The organism is Microbacterium enclense (genome assembly GCF_001456955.1).
GTDB classification, from domain to species: Bacteria; Actinomycetota; Actinomycetes; order Actinomycetales; family Microbacteriaceae; genus Microbacterium; species Microbacterium enclense.
Genome location: NZ_KQ758467.1, coordinates 46890 through 61480, shown reverse-complemented (window position 1 = coordinate 61480; position 14591 = coordinate 46890). Strand labels below are relative to the sequence as shown.

Genomic DNA, 14591 nt, shown 5'->3' with positions numbered 1-14591 from the left:
GGCCGCGCGTCACCGCTGCGCGGACGCCGTCCGCTCCCCCCGCGCGCGCCCCCACCGCGCCAGGAAGTACAGGCCCACACCGATGGCGAGCAGCACGGCGCCGAAGATCCACACGGTGAGACTCTGCTGACTCAGCAGCAGCAGGCACGACGCGATGCCGAGCACGGGCACGAAGGTCCACACGCGGAAGTGCGCGTGCTCGACCCTGTCGCGGCGCAGCACGAGCACCGAGACATTGGCGCTGAGGAAGACGAACAGCAGCAGAAGCACCACCGTCTCGGCCAGCAGGCTCAGATCGCCGACCAGCGTCAGCAGCATCGCGACGACGGTCGTGGCGAGGATCGCCACCCAGGGCGTGCGACGATTCGGCAGCACGCGCGACAGCACACGCGGCAGCAGACCCTGCTCGGCCATGCCGTAGGTCAAGCGGCTGGCCATGATCATCGTGAGCAGCGCGCCGTTCGCCACGGCGATCAGCGCGATGAGGCTGAACAGCCACGACGGAACGCCGACGCCGCTCGCTTCGACGACCGCGAGGAGCGGCCCGCTGGATGCCGCGAGCTCCTCGGGCGGCAGCGCGATGCTGCTGGCGAGTCCGACCAGCACGTAGACGAGGCCCGCCGTGCCGAGGGCGGCGAACAGCGCCCGCGGGTACATTTTCGACGGCTCCTTGACCTCCTCGATCATGTTGGCCGAGGTCTCGAACCCTACGAACGAGTAGTAGGCGATGATCGCGCCGGCGAGCACCGCGGTGGCGACGCCGGTCCCCTCCGGCGGCTGTGCGACCCGGGCGACGTCGCCGCCGCCGCCACCGAGGAGGACACCGACGACCACGATGACGATGACGAGGCCGCTGACCTCGATCACGGTCATCACGACGTTGGCCCCCAGGGATTCCCGGATGCCACGGGCGTTCAGCGCCGCGACGACGGCGAGGAAGACGATGGCCACGGGAATGACGGGCAGGTCGACGAAGGTCGAGAGGTATTCGCCCGCGAACGCGATCGAGAGCCCGGCGGCGCTCGTGACCCCCGCGGCCAGCATGCTGAAGCCGATCAGGAACGACACGAGTCTGTTCTTGAAGGCCCGCTCCGCGAACACGGCGGCACCGCCCGCCCGGGGATACTTCGTCACCAACTCGGCGTACGACCCCGCGGTCAGCAGGGCCAGCAGAAGGGCCGCCAGCAGGGGCGCCCACAGCATGCCGCCGACCCGCTCCGACAGCACGCCCATCAGCGCGTAGATCCCGGCTCCGAGGACGTCGCCGAGGATGAATGCGAACAGCAGCGGGCCGCCGATCCCGCGCCGGAGGGTCGATGGCTCGGAGGTCTCAGTGCTCATTCCGCAGACCGTAGGTTCGGTGCGCAGCAGTCACGAAGCGGGTTGACAGCGGCGGTCGCCGGCTGAGGCGCCGCCTCGGTGACGGCCCGCGCGTTCGCGTGCCGCGTTCGCGTACGGGCGGTGCGCTGTGCCGGGCTCCGGAGGATCGGTGGATGCCGCCGCCGCGCCCGTGATCACGAGGCGGCCCGGGCGGGCACGCTGCGAATCGTCGGAGTCACGCACCGCATCCGTGGGCGCCGGGTCGGCCGTTCGCCGCCCGGGTCGGCTGGGTCGGCCGTTCGCCGCCCGGTGCCGTGCTGAGCTCCGACGATCGGCTGAGCCTGCGCAGACCACCGCGTCATCGCGGTCGCGGAGATCAGACGTGGAAGACCGCAGTCGCGAGGTCAGACGTGGAAGACCACGGTCGCGGGGTCAGACGCGGAAGACCGCGGTCGCGGGGATCAGACGCGGAAGACCGCGTGCACGTCGCCGCCGAGCGCCTGGCGACCGCCGAGGCCGTCGATCTCGAGCAACGTCGCGATGCCGATGACCTCGCTGCCGACCGCCTCGAGCAGTTCCCGCCCCGCGGCCAACGTGCCTCCGGTCGCGAGCACGTCGTCGAGCAGCAGCACGCGGGCGCCGGCGGCGTTGTCGTCGTGCATCTCGATCGTCGCCGAGCCGTACTCGAGGTCGTACTCGACGCTGGCCGCCGGCCGGGGCAGCTTCCCGGCCTTGCGGATCGGCATGAGCCCCACGTTCGCGACGATGGCGGCGGCCCCCGCGAGCAGGAACCCGCGGGCCTCGACCCCCGCGACGGCGTCGAAGCGCCCCTCGAAGGGCTCGACCAGCGCCTCGACGACGGTGCGCAGGGCCGCGGCATCCGTCAGAAGCGGCGTGATGTCGCGGAACATGATCCCGGGCTTCGGATAGTCGGGGATGCTCGTGATGAGCGATTCGGCGCGGGTGAGGGCGGAGGCGTCGGGCACGGCCCCAGCCTAACCGCGCCCCCGCGCCCGCGCCCCTGCCCGATCGCGCCCCCGCGCCCGCGCCCGCGCCCGCCGCGGCGCCCGCCCCCAGTCGGGCCCCTGCCCGATCGCGCCCCCGCGCCCGCGCCCGCGCCCGCCGCGGCGCCCGCCCCCCAGTCGTGACTTGCGCCGTATGCCCACCGGAACGCACCCCGAACGAACACACGACGCAACTCACCGCCGACGGCCGAAACGCCAGTGCGTCCCCGGCCGTGCCCGGCCGCCCGCAGTCGTGACTTGCGCCGAATGCCCACCGGAACGCACCCCGAACGAACACACGACGCAACTCACCGTTGACGGCCGAAACGCCGGCGCGTCCCCGGCCGTGCCCAGCCGTGACTTGCGCCAAATGCCCACCAGAACGCACCCCGAACGAACATACGACGCAACTCACCGCCGACGGCCGAAACGCCAGTGCGTCCCCGGCCGTGCCCAGCCGTGACTTGCGCCGTATGCCCACCGGAACGCACCCCGAACGAACACACGACGCAACTCACCGCCGACGGCCGAAACGCCAGTGCGTCCCCGGCCGTACCCAGCCGTGACTTGCGCCGTATGCCCACCAGAACGCACCCCGAACGAACACACGACGCAACTCACCGCCGACGGCCGAAACGCCGGCGCGTCCCCGCACGGGGCCTGGCCGTGACTTGCGCCACGTGTTCGCCGGAACGCACGACGCGCGAACATACGACGCAACTCACCGCCGATGGCGGACGGCGACCGCGACAGCGACAGCGACAGCCGACAGCGGCGGGCGGCGGCGGCGACGGCGGCGCCGGCGAGGGGGTGCTTGACAGGTATGCAAGCGCTTGCACTAACGTTGCCCGCATGACTTTCACGCAGGAAGACGCGCGCACCGACCTCGCCTCGGCGCCCGGCTCGGAGTGGTGGCGCACCGCCGTCATCTACCAGATCTACCCCCGCTCGTTCGCCGACGCGTCGGGCGACGGTCTGGGCGACCTGCCCGGCGTCACCGCGCACCTCGACGACCTGCAGACCCTGGGGGTGGATGCCATCTGGCTCAGCCCCTTCCAGACCTCGCCGCAGAAAGACGCGGGTTACGACGTCGCCGACTACCGCGACGTCGACCCGATCTTCGGCACCCTGGCCGACTTCGACGCGATGCTCGCCGCCGCGCACGAGCGTGGCATCCGGGTCATCGTCGACCTCGTGCCCAATCACTCCAGCGATCAGCACGTGTGGTTCCAGGAGGCGCTGAAGGCGGCTCCCGGCAGCCCCGAGCGAGCGCGCTACATCTTCCGCGAGGGCAAGGGCGAGAACGGCGAACTCCCCCCGAACAACTGGGAGAGCGTCTTCGGCGGCGGCATGTGGAGGCGCGTGACCGAGGCCGACGGCACCCCCGGGCAGTGGTACCTGCACATCTTCGACGAGAGCCAGCCCGACTTCGACTGGACCAACGAGGAGGTGCGCGCGGAGTTCCGCGACATCCTGCGCTTCTGGCTCGACCGGGGCGTCGACGGTTTCCGCGTCGACGTGGCGCACGGCCTGATCAAGGCCGAGGGCCTGCCCGACTTCACGCCCGACCCCGACGGCGGATCCATGGGCGGCGACGCCGAGGAGGTCCCGTACTGGGGTCAGCCCGGCGTGCACGACGTGTGGCGCGAGTGGCACGAGGTGCTCGCCGCGTACGACGGCGACCGCGCCCTCTGCGCCGAGGCGTGGCTGCCGACGGTCGAGCAGACCGCCCTGTGGGTGCGGCCCGACGAGATGCACCAGGCGTTCAACTTCCACTACCTCGAGACGAAATGGGATGCCGCGGCCCTGCGCGCCGTGATCACCGAGTCGCTCGAGGAGTACGGCGCCGTCGGCGCGCCCAGCACGTGGGTGCTGTCGAACCACGACGTCGTGCGCCACGCGTCGCGCCTCGCGCTGACGGCCGAGAACCCGCAGGGCGCCGGCATCGGCCCGAAGTCGCCGGGGCAGCCCGACCCCGTGAAGGGCCTGCACCGCGCCCGCGCGGCGACCTCGCTCATGCTCGCCCTCCCCGGCTCGTCCTACCTCTACCAGGGGGAGGAGCTCGGCCTGCCCGAGGTCATCGACCTGCCCGATGACGCCCGTCAGGACCCCACGTGGTTCCGCACGAACGGCGAGCGCTACGGGCGCGACGGATGCCGCGTGCCGATCCCGTGGACGGCGGACGCCCCGGCGTACGGCTTCAACACCACGGGCGAGTCATGGCTGCCGCAGCCCGCGGAGTGGGCCGAGCTCGCGCACGACGTGCAGATCGACGACCCCGCATCGACGCTGACGCTCTACCGCGCGCTGTTGGCCGAGCGCCGCAGCCGCAACCTCGGCGCGGGCGACATCGAGTGGCTCGACGGCTTCGGCGACGACGTGGTGGCGTTCCGCAACGGCGGCCTCACGGTCATCGCCAACCTCGGCGACGATGCGGTGGAGCTGCCCGCGGGCGAGGTGCTCGTGGCGAGCGGCCCGCTCGACGGCCACCGGCTCCCCACCGACACGACGGTCTGGATCGCGGCGGCGTAAGCCGCGGCATCCCCCTGCGAGACCGTGGTCGGCATCGACGACGTCGCGCGCGCGGCGGGCGTGTCGACGGCCACGGTCTCGCGGGCGCTGAGCGGGCGCGGAGCCGTCTCGACGGCGACGCGCGACCGCGTGCTCTCCGCCGCGGGCCGACTCGGCTACGTCGTCTCGGCCGCCGCGTCGAGTCTGGCGACCGGGCGCACGCGAGCGGTCGGGGTGGTCGTACCCTTCCTCGACCGATGGTTCTTCAGCACGGTGCTCGCGGGGATCTCCGACGCGCTCGTGCGCCGCGGCTACGACATCACGCTCTACAGCGTGAGCGCCGACGCCGCCGAGCGGAGGCGGGTGTTCGACGACCATCTGCGGCGCCGCCGCATCGACGCGGTCATCACCATCGCCCTCGAACTGGACGCCGAGGAGTCGGTGTCGCTGCGCGGCCTCGGCGTTCCGATCGTCGCGATCGCCGGCCCCCACCCCCTGCTGACCACGCTCACCGTCGACGACCTCGCCGTCGGTCGCCTGGCGACGGCGCACCTGCTCGGGTTGGGTCATCGCCGCCTGGCGCACATCGGGGCGGATGCCGTGACCGACGCGGCGTCGTCGGTGCCGACGCTGCGGCGCCGCGGATTCGAGGACTCCCTCGCCGAGGCGGGGATCACGCAGTACGACGTCGAACCGGCCGACTTCACGATCGACGGCGGTTCGAGGGCGGCGGCGCGCCTGCTGGCGCGCGATGATCGCCCGACGGCTCTGTTCGCCGCCTCCGACGAGATGGCGATCGGGGCCATCCTCGCCGCGCGCGAGCTCGGCCTGCGTGTACCCGACGACGTCTCCATCATCGGCGTCGACGGCCATGAGCTCGGACGGTGGTTCGGTCTGACCACCGTCGACCAGTTCGCCCGCGGTCAAGGAGAACGCGCGGCCGAGGCCGTGCTCAGCGCACTCGACGGCGCACAGCCCGCACCCGGTCGGGGAACGCTGCCTTTCGAGCTGGTCGACCGCGGCTCCACCGCTGCGCCGCACGACTGACGACGGCACCCGGGCGGCGCCCCCCTTGCCCGGCGTCCACGGCGCACGCCGGGCGGAGCTCGCGAGGCACGGCGCCCTGGGCACGGGTCCGACGCCTTCGAGGCACGGCGCCCTCGAAGCGCGCCGGGCGACGCCCCCGAGGCGTCGAGTCCGGCGTCTCAGCGCGCGGCGTCGCGCAGGGTCGCGGTGACCGGACCGGCCGGGTCGGTGACGAGGCACGACACGCTGCGGTCACCGATGGCCCAGGTCTTGCGGGTGGGGCTCAAATAGACGTAGTCCAGTGCGGATCGGTCGTAGGCCCGGCCGACGAACCCGGCGAATGCCTCGACGCAACCGGCTTCGGCGCTGTGCGCGACCTCCTCGTCTCCCGGGAAGACGTCCGCTTCGCCCGCCACGGGGAACCGGGCATAGAGCTCGTACGTGTGCGGTGTCGCGCAATCGACGAGGCTGGCATCGCCGACCTCGCCGCGGCCGCGCTGGGCGAAGCATTGGCCGACCTGGGGCTCGAAGGCGGGTGCGGACGCCCCCGAGGGAGACGGCGTCGGCGCCTCCGACGGAGGCGGCGTGCTCGCCGCGGACTGCGACGGCAGCGTCACCGTGCTCGCAGAAGGCGTTGCGCCCAGCAACCACGACACACTCGCGATGACGACGACCCCCATCAGCACCGTCAGCGCCCCGCCGACCGCGATCCCCGCGACGGCGAGACCGCGCCCGCGTTCCCGTGTGCGTCTCAGGATGCCGAGCGCGAACACGCCCGCGACGACGCCACCCACGGGGGCGACGAACCCGAGCACGAAGGCGAGCACCGCGACCACACTGAAGGGCGAGTCCGCGACGCGTGACGAGGATGTCGACGCGCCGCCGGTCGATGTGTACCCGGAGGCGGACACGATCGAATGCGCGGGCGAGAGCTCGTCGGTGGTCGCCGCGTCCTCGCTCGGGAGCGGCGGAGCGGCATCCGTCGCCCCCTCCGCCACCAGTCCCCGCTCGGCCAGTCGCGCCCGGGCCACCCGCGCGGCGGCGGTGGCGACGGCGCTGCCTCCGGCCTCGCCGAAATGGGCGACGCTTCCGCCCGCCGTCGCGTCGATGCGCACGAGAAAGGTCACCCGTGATGCGACCGCGCCAGCGTCGACCGGGTGCGCATCGCGCTCGACCTCGAGGATGCCGCCGCGCTGACGCACATCGAACCCCTGCTCCGACAGCGTGGTGGCGACCACCTCGCGCGCTCGGTCGGCAGGCACGTTCAGCAACAGTGGCGCAGCATCGGCCATCGGGTACCTCCGCGGGAAGAATGCCGCGCCCACGCGCGGCACCGCTCACGGTACGTGCGGGGCCGCACTCCGTACGCGCGAGAGGGACGGGTCGCCACCTGATCTCACGAGGCGATTCACCCGCTCGGGCGACGCGCGCGGGTGCGACGCGCACCCCATCGACGAGCGTGGCCGACGACGGACGGGGAGAACGGGCGACGCGCCTGACGGCGGAGACGAGCACTCGATCGCCCACTCGGACGACGCGGCCCCGGCCGCCCCGGCGTCAGAGTCCAGAGCCCGCCAGCGACCCCGTCGTCTGCTCGACCTCGGGGTCGTAGAGCAGGCAGAAGATCTCGCGGTCGCCCACGGCCCACGTCTGCTCGGTCGGCCCCACGTAGTAGTAGTCGAGCCGTGAGTCCTGGTATGACACCCCGACGTACCCGGTGTAGGCGGCCTCGCAGCCGTCGAGCGCAGCGACCTCGATCGCATCGTCGCCGGGATACGCCGACCCCGGCACGTCGAAGCCGCCGAAGGCCTCGTAGGAGTGCGGCACCGCGCAGTCGACGATGTTGTCGGAGGTGACGAACCCGCCGGGCAGGTCGTCGAGGCAGGCGCCGACGACGAGGGCCGAAGGATCGAACGGGGCCTGCTCGTCGGGCGCGACGGACACGCCCCCTTCCTCCGGCGGTGCGTAGGGGTCGGCCGACCGGCCCGCGGCGGTGAACGCCGAGAGCAGCAGAGCGCCGATGACGACGGTCGTGAGGAAGAGCGTGAGCACCCCGCCGGCCACGATGCCGCCGAGGGCCAGACCGCGACCCTTCTCACCGGTGCGCTTGATCTGCGACAGCGCCACCGCGCCCGTCACGATGCCCGCGACCGGGACGATGACACCCAGCACGAGGGCCACGATCGCCAGCACGTTGGTCCGCGGCGTCTGCGCAGACCCCGGAGCCACCGGCCGATCGGCCAGCGCGGTGGCGGAAGCGCCCGGGTACCCCGACAGGGCGGGTGCGGCCGACCCCGCGGTCAGCGGAGCCGCGGGGATCGGCGGCAGAGCACCGGCCGCGGGCGCGGCGAAGGCGAGCAGTCCCTGCTGCGCCAGCCGCGCTCCGATGAGGCGGGCGGCCTCCTGGGCGTCGGCGTCATCTCCCGCCGAGGCGAAGACGGCGAGCGTCCCTTCGGGAACCTCCGACAGGTGGATGTCGATGGCGGCCGCGGCGGCGCCGTCGGCGTCGCGTGATGCGGCGAGCGCGGCGGACGACGCGTCGACGTCGAACCCCTGTTCGGTCAAGGCGCCCGCGACTGCGTCGCGCGCACGGTCCTCGGGGAGGGAGAGACGCAGTTCGGCGGCCGCCATGGGTGCTCCTGAGTTCGCTCGCCGCGGTCTGCAGCGTTCGTCCAGGGTAGCCCGACCGTCGCCGCGCTCAGCGGATGCGGCCGACCAGGTCGTCGCGGGTCAGCGTGTCCGATTCGGCGAGCACCGACCGGGCGGCATCCCGTGCATCCTCGACATTCCACAGCAGCACTCCGACGACCCGGTCGTGGTCGAGGTAGTAGACGACGCCGCGATCGGCGTCAATCCAGTCCTCGACGGTCTCGAGCGAGGAGTCCAGGGTGCCGACGGCCTCGTACCGGATGCCGAAGACGGCGGAGTAGTAGTACGGCGTGTGCGTGTACGGCTCGGCGGCGCCGGCAAGGTTGCGGCCGGCGGCCTTGCCCTGCTCGTTGGCGTTGTCGACGTGCTCGACGCGGCGACGGCCCAGGAGCCGGTCGGGGTAGCTGGCCACGTCGCCCGCGGCGTAGACGTCGTCGGCCGACGCCCGCAGCTGCGCGTCGACGTGGACGCCGTCGTCGACCTTCAGCCCGGCCGCCTCGGCCAGATCGGTGGCGACCTCGATACCGAGACCGCTCACCACGGCATCCGCCCGCACCTCGTCGCCGTTGTCGAGCTCGAGGCGTGCGCCCGCGGCATCCACCTCTCCGCCGGCGACCTTCGACCCCGCGACGATCTCGACGCCCGCGTCGCGGAAGAGCTTCTCGAAGCGCTCGGCGAGGGCGGCGGGGAACACGGCGTCGCCGAGCACGGCGCCCGTGTGCACGAGCACGGTCTCGACGTCGTTCTGCACGAGGGCGGCCGCGAGCTCGGAGCCGATGTAGCCGCCGCCGACGACGGCGACGCGGTCGACCTCTTCGGCGAGCGCGCGCAGACGCCGGTAGTCCTCGGCGGTGCGGAACGTCAGGGCCCGCGCGCCGTTCGAGTGATCCTCGACGGGCAGGGGCACGGGCTTTCCGCCGGTGGCGATGAGGAGCTTGCCGTACGAGAACGTCTCGTCGTCGGCATCCACCTCGTGCGCATCGGGACGGATCGCGGTCGCGCGCGTGCGCAACCGGATGTCGGCGCCGGTGTCGTCGCTCGTGCCGAGCGGCACCTTCTCCCACGTGAACTCGTCGTCGGTCCACAGCTTCTTGCTGAGGGCGGGGCGCGTGTAGGGCTCGTCGACGTCGTCGCTCAGGATGCCGATCGATCCGTTGGCGTCCAGCTCGCGGATGCCACGGGCCGCGGTGTCGGCGACCATCCCGCCGCCGACGATGAGGTAGTCGAAGTGTGTCGTCGTCATGCCGTCAGCCTCGCCGCCGGACCTGACCGGATCGGACGGCTTGCGGGCGCTCGCGGCATCAGGTAGCGGTTGGGGTGACCGCGGCGCCGACGCGACGCGACGCAGGGGATGTGCGAGGCGCGGCGGGTGACGGCGCGGCGCCCGGGCGCCGAGGGGCGATTCTCCTGCGCCGTGTCGCGACGGGTCTCGGCGCCGCGACGCCGACGCCGCGGCGGACCGTCACGCCACGCGAACCCGCGCCGGCGTCGGGGGTGCGAACTAGGCTCGGGGCATGAGCGTCGACCTCGAGAGCCTGTACACCGACCTGCACGCCCACCCCGAACTGTCGTTCCAAGAGACCCGCACGGCCGGTGTCATCGCGCGACACCTCGTCGAGCTGGGGCTCGAGGTCGAAGAGGGCGTCGGGCGCACGGGTGTGGTCACGCGCATCGACAACGGCGACGGGCCCGTGGTGTGGCTGCGCGCCGACATGGACGGCCTTCCCGTCGAGGAGCAGACCGGCCTCGCCTATGCCAGCACCGCCCGCGGCACCGACCCCGCCGGCAACGCCGTGCCCGTCATGCACGCGTGCGGCCACGACATGCACGTGACCGCGCTCATCGGCGCGCTCGAGCGGCTCGTCGCCACCCGCGACGAGTGGTCGGGCACGATCGTGGCGGTGTTCCAGCCCGCCGAAGAGTACGGGGCGGGCTCGCAGGCGATGATCGCCGACGGCGTGCTCGAGCGCTACCCCACGCCCGACATCGTGCTCGGCCAGCACGTCACGCCGCTTCCCGCCGGCGTCATCGGCGTGCGACCGGGCACCCAGATGGCGGCATCCGACGGTCTCACCGTGGTGCTGCACGGCCGCGGTGGGCACGGCTCACGGCCCCACTCGACGATCGACCCGGTCGTCATGGCGGCCGCGACCGTGATGCGCCTGCAGACGGTCGTGTCGCGCGAGGTCGACCCGCGCGACGTCGCGGTCGTCACCGTCGGCTCCATCCACGCAGGTCTGAAGAACAACATCATCCCTGCCGAGGCCAAGCTCGAACTCAGCCTGCGCTACCCCGACGACGCCGCCCGCGCGCGCGTGATGAGCAAGGTCGAGCGCATCATCCGCGCCGAGGCCTCGGCATCCGGTGCTGAGCAGGAACCCACGATCAGCACCGACCACACCCTGCCGCCCACCATCAACGACGTGGATGCCACGGCGCGCCTCACCGCGGCCTTCCGGCGCTCGTTCGGAGAGGCCTCGGTCGTCGACCCGGGCATGTTCACCGGCAGCGAAGACGTGTCGTGGTTCGCCCGCGAGTCGGGCGCTCCCCTGGTCTTCTGGTTCTGGGGCGGCGTCGATCCGCAGACCTTCGCGGATGCCCTGGCCGGCGGCACGATCGAGCGTGACATCCCGACGAACCACTCGCCGTTCTTCGCCCCGCTGATGCAGCCCACGATCGATCGCGGTGTCGAGAACCTCGTGGTCGCGGCGCGCGAATTCCTCGGCTGATCGCCGGGGGATCACGGACGCCGGCTGAGCCGGTCGAAGCCACCGAACCCCCTCCCCGGCCCCTTCGACAGGCTCAGGGACCTCCCCTCCGCACTGGTCACCGGCGCGGTGGCTGAGCCCGTCGAAGCCGCCGGGAGCACCCGGCATCCGGTCACTTGATGCCGCTGCGCGCGAAGCCCGCCACGAAGTACCGCTGGAACACGAGGAACACGATCGCGATCGGCACGACGTTCAGCAGGGCATACGCCATCGTGGCGCCGTAGTCGCTGCCGAACTGCCCCTGCAGGTACAGCAGGCCGATCGGCAGGGTGAACAGCCGGTTCTCGCGCAGCGCGATGAGGGGCCAGGCGAAGTCGTTCCACGACGACAGCAGGCTCATGAACACCAGCACCGCGATGAGCGGCTTCGACAGCGGCAGCACGACTCGCGTGAAGGTCTGCAGGTGCCCCGCACCGTCGAGGCGCGCGGCCTCGATGAGTTCGCGCGGGATGCCGAGCATGAACTGCCGTGCCAGGAACAGCCCGAACGCCGACGCCGAGACCGGCAGGATCACCGCCCAGTAGGTGCCGTACAACCCCGTCGCGGTGATGATGCGGAACAGCGACACCATGATCACCTGCACCGGCAGCACGAGGGTCGCCAGCGCCAGGAAGAACAGCGCCGTCGACCCGCAGAAGCGCAGCTGCGCGAACGCGTAGCCCGCGAGCAGGCTCGTCGTGACCGAGATGAGCGTCACGACCACCGCGATCGCCACCGAGTTGCCGAACCACGTCGCCACCGGGAACGACGAGAACACCCGCTCGAAGTTCTCGAGAGTGACATCGCGCGGCCACAGCCGCAGCTCGCGCCCACCGAGCAACTCGGCGCGTGACGAGAAGGCGACCGCGAGCATCCAGTACAGGGGCGACACCGCGGCCAGCCCGATCACCGCGACGATGATCGTGCGCAGCACGACGCCTCCGCGCCGCGAGCGGGCGGAGCGCCTCGGCGGAGCGATCGGCGGGGCCACGGGAGAGGTGGATGCCACCCGCTCGTCGACGCTCATTCGACCACGTCCTTGGTGCGGCTGGCGCGGTACTGCGCGGCGGCGAACACGAGCGCGAAGACGAACAGCACCATGCCGATCGCCGCGGCGTACCCCTGGTCGCGCGTGACGAAGCCCGTCTCGTAGGCGTAGGTGACGAGCACGCTGGTCGCCCCTCCCGGTCCTCCGCCGGTGAGCACGAAGACGATGTCGAACACCTGGAACGAGAAGATCACGTTCAGCACGACGAGGAAGAACGACGTCGGCCCCAGTAGGGGCACCGTGACGTTGCGGAAGCGCTGCCACCGGTTCGCCCCGTCGAGGGTGGCCGCCTCGTACAGGTCGGGGCCGATGCCCTGCAGCCCCGCGAGGTAGATGAGCATGTTGAAGCCCGTGCGCCACCACACCGTCGCCAGCACGATCGTCGCGAACGCCGGAACGGCATCCGACTGCCAGGTCACGGGCGAGAGCCCGACGGCGGTGAGGATGCGATTCAGGATGCCGGAGTTCTGATCGAACACGAGCACCCCGATCAGGGCGGTCGCCACACCCGACACCGCCATCGGCAGGATCAGCAGCGAGCGCCAGAGCGGCCGGGCGGGCAGGGCCGCGTTGAGCAGCGTCGCCGCGATCAGGCCGAGGAGCATCGACAGCGGCGTCACGAGCAGCGTGAACAGCACGGTGTTGCCGAGCGCCCGCCAGAACAGCGGGTCGCTCACGAGCCGCGCGTAGTTGTCGAGACCGGCGAACGCGCCCGCGCCGAAGCCGTCGGTGCGCTGCAGGCTGACGAGGAACGCCCCCACCAGCGGCACCAGCACGAACACCAGCAGCAGGAGGTAGTTCGGGGCGATGAACCCGTACGCGGCGAGCGTCTCGCGCCGGGCGCCGGGGCGGCGGGGGCGGAGCCGCTCCCCCGACGCCGGACGACCCGGCCCCGACACGCGCGGCCCGGCGACCGCGGTGTCAGCCACCGGTGGCCGCCCCGATCCCCGACTGCAGGTTGGTCACCGTCGTCGCGGCATCCTGGGCGCCGGTGAAGGCGAGGTCGAGCTGCTCCTTCAGCACCGGGATGATCGCCGACATCGACGGGCTCGCGACCTGCGCGACGTCCTGCGGCTGCACCAGCGACGCCTGGCCGGCGAACACGGGTCCGAGATCGGGGCGCACGTCGAAGGTGAGGTCGTCGGTGAGCAGATCGACGCGGGTGGGGAGGAGGGATGCCGCGCGGCAGAAGTCGCGCATGGGGTCGGCATCCGTGACGAATTCGAGGAAGGCCGCCGCGAGTTCCGGTTGCTGCGTGTTCGCGGTGGCGACGAGCGCGTTGCCACCGAAGTCGCTGCCGGCGCGCACGTTGCGCGGCGCGAACGTCGCCGTCCATTCGAAGTCGGCGGTCTGCTCGGCATCCGGGATCTGGAAGGCTCCCGACCACACCATCGCGACCGACTGCGAGAACCACGACTCCGCCGCGTAGCTCGACGAGGCGATCGTGTTGTTGGCGGGCACGTAGTTCTTGGTGAAGAACGAGCTCGAGAACTCCACCGCCTGTCGGGCGGCGTCGGAGTCGATCGCGGGGGTCCTCTGATCGGACTCGAGGAAGGCGCCGTCGGACTGGAACAGCAGGCTGAGCCAGCGGGTGACGCCGTTTCCCTGCCAGTTGTAGGCCCACGGCCAGCGGTCGGCGGGCAGGCCCGCGCGCAGTCGCGCGCCGAGGGCGTCGAGCTCGTCCCAGGTCCAGGCGTCCTCCGCCGAGGTGGGGATCTCTGAGGCGTCGATGCCGGCCTGCCGGAACAGGTCGAGGTTCACGAGGATCGCCGAGGTGTCGGTGTGATGCGGAAGACCGAAGGTGCCCTCGCCGTTCTGCACGGCGGCCCACGCCTGGGGCGTGAACTGGCTCTCGCGGTCGGCCGAGAGCAGCGGCTTCAGATCGAGCAGCTGCCCGCGACCGGCGTAGGCGCCGAACGTGTAGTACGGCACGCGGAAGATGTCGGGCGGGTTCCCCGCCTGCAGCTGCGCGTCGATGTTGGTGAACATCTGCTCGTACGGCACGGCGTTGAGCTCGACGGTGACGCCGTCGTTCGCGGCCTCGAAGGCGGCGATGGCGGCGCGGAAGCCCGCGAGCTCGGCATCCGTTCCCCAGGTGGTGAAGGTGAGCGTGCCCTGGCGTCTCTCGGCGGGGGCGGACTGGACGAACCCGCAGCTCGCGAGGACGAAGGGCAGCGCGAGCGCCCCGGTTCCGGCGAGGAAGGTACGGCGTGTGACTGGCATGGCATTCTCCGTGTCTCGTCTCGAGGAGCGGACGCCGGGGCCGCGCTGCTTCTCGGGTGCCGA

11 protein-coding genes are annotated in these 14591 nt (G+C 72.0%); 3 read left to right on the top strand and 8 right to left on the bottom strand.

From position 1 onward, the window contains the following. Window positions 1-9: 9 nt before the first annotated feature. On the bottom strand, window positions 10-1341 hold the full coding sequence (locus AS029_RS00280) for an APC family permease (RefSeq protein WP_058230627.1): 1332 nt from the start codon (window positions 1339-1341) through the stop codon (window positions 10-12). Window positions 1342-1781: 440 nt separating this feature from the next. Further along, complete coding sequence (locus AS029_RS00275) at window positions 1782-2306, bottom strand: adenine phosphoribosyltransferase (RefSeq protein WP_058230626.1); 525 nt, start codon at window positions 2304-2306, stop codon at window positions 1782-1784. A gap of 870 nt (window positions 2307-3176) precedes the next feature. On the opposite strand from AS029_RS00275, the gene AS029_RS00270 reads away from it, so the two are divergent. Continuing rightward, window positions 3177-4856, top strand: coding sequence for a glycoside hydrolase family 13 protein (locus AS029_RS00270; RefSeq protein ID WP_058230625.1), 1680 nt, complete (start codon window positions 3177-3179; stop codon window positions 4854-4856). Window positions 4857-4880: 24 nt separating this feature from the next. Then, complete coding sequence (locus tag AS029_RS00265; protein ID WP_058230624.1) at window positions 4881-5882, top strand: LacI family DNA-binding transcriptional regulator; 1002 nt, start codon at window positions 4881-4883, stop codon at window positions 5880-5882. Between the two features lie 158 nt (window positions 5883-6040). On the opposite strand, the gene AS029_RS00260 is transcribed toward AS029_RS00265, so the two are convergent. The 3 genes from AS029_RS00260 to AS029_RS00250 all read right to left on the bottom strand — a co-directional run bounded on the left by AS029_RS00260 (window position 6041) and on the right by AS029_RS00250 (window position 9753). Next, window positions 6041-7123 (bottom strand): DUF4190 domain-containing protein, encoded by a 1083-nt coding sequence (locus AS029_RS00260; RefSeq protein WP_167345210.1) that lies wholly within the window; start codon window positions 7121-7123, stop codon window positions 6041-6043. Between the two features lie 295 nt (window positions 7124-7418). Continuing rightward, the gene (locus AS029_RS00255) at window positions 7419-8492 is read right to left on the bottom strand and encodes a DUF4190 domain-containing protein (protein ID WP_058230622.1); all 1074 of its coding nucleotides are present in this window, start codon (window positions 8490-8492) and stop codon (window positions 7419-7421) included. Window positions 8493-8559: 67 nt separating this feature from the next. Further along, window positions 8560-9753 (bottom strand): NAD(P)/FAD-dependent oxidoreductase, encoded by a 1194-nt coding sequence (locus AS029_RS00250; protein ID WP_058230621.1) that lies wholly within the window; start codon window positions 9751-9753, stop codon window positions 8560-8562. 271 nt (window positions 9754-10024) lie between these two features. On the opposite strand from AS029_RS00250, the gene AS029_RS00245 reads away from it, so the two are divergent. Beyond that, complete coding sequence (locus AS029_RS00245; RefSeq protein ID WP_058230620.1) at window positions 10025-11239, top strand: amidohydrolase; 1215 nt, start codon at window positions 10025-10027, stop codon at window positions 11237-11239. Window positions 11240-11390: 151 nt separating this feature from the next. On the opposite strand, the gene AS029_RS00240 is transcribed toward AS029_RS00245, so the two are convergent. The 3 genes from AS029_RS00240 to AS029_RS00230 are packed head-to-tail and all read right to left on the bottom strand — an operon-like array spanning window position 11391 to window position 14528. Further along, window positions 11391-12284: a carbohydrate ABC transporter permease gene (locus tag AS029_RS00240; RefSeq protein WP_074615786.1), complete on the bottom strand. Its 894-nt coding sequence runs from the start codon at window positions 12282-12284 to the stop codon at window positions 11391-11393. Then, the gene (locus tag AS029_RS00235) at window positions 12281-13234 is read right to left on the bottom strand and encodes a carbohydrate ABC transporter permease (protein ID WP_228375840.1); all 954 of its coding nucleotides are present in this window, start codon (window positions 13232-13234) and stop codon (window positions 12281-12283) included. The genes AS029_RS00240 and AS029_RS00235 overlap by 4 nt, the downstream gene beginning before the upstream one ends. Continuing rightward, on the bottom strand, window positions 13227-14528 hold the full coding sequence (locus tag AS029_RS00230; protein ID WP_058230619.1) for an ABC transporter substrate-binding protein: 1302 nt from the start codon (window positions 14526-14528) through the stop codon (window positions 13227-13229). Before AS029_RS00230 ends, AS029_RS00235 begins: the two co-directional genes overlap by 8 nt. Between the last annotated feature and the right edge of the window lie 63 nt (window positions 14529-14591).

Excerpts from the sequence above, each read along its gene's own strand:
- AS029_RS00280 (WP_058230627.1), bottom strand. The coding sequence starts at position 1,341 with ATGAGCACTGAGACCTCCGAGCCATCGACCCTCCGGCGCGGGATCGGC.
- AS029_RS00270 (WP_058230625.1), top strand. The coding sequence starts at position 3,177 with ATGACTTTCACGCAGGAAGACGCGCGCACCGACCTCGCCTCGGCGCCC.
- AS029_RS00255 (WP_058230622.1), bottom strand. The coding sequence starts at position 8,492 with ATGGCGGCCGCCGAACTGCGTCTCTCCCTCCCCGAGGACCGTGCGCGC.
- AS029_RS00250 (WP_058230621.1), bottom strand. The coding sequence starts at position 9,753 with ATGACGACGACACACTTCGACTACCTCATCGTCGGCGGCGGGATGGTC.
- AS029_RS00245 (WP_058230620.1), top strand. The coding sequence starts at position 10,025 with ATGAGCGTCGACCTCGAGAGCCTGTACACCGACCTGCACGCCCACCCC.
- AS029_RS00240 (WP_074615786.1), bottom strand. The coding sequence starts at position 12,284 with ATGAGCGTCGACGAGCGGGTGGCATCCACCTCTCCCGTGGCCCCGCCG.
- AS029_RS00230 (WP_058230619.1), bottom strand. The coding sequence starts at position 14,528 with ATGCCAGTCACACGCCGTACCTTCCTCGCCGGAACCGGGGCGCTCGCG.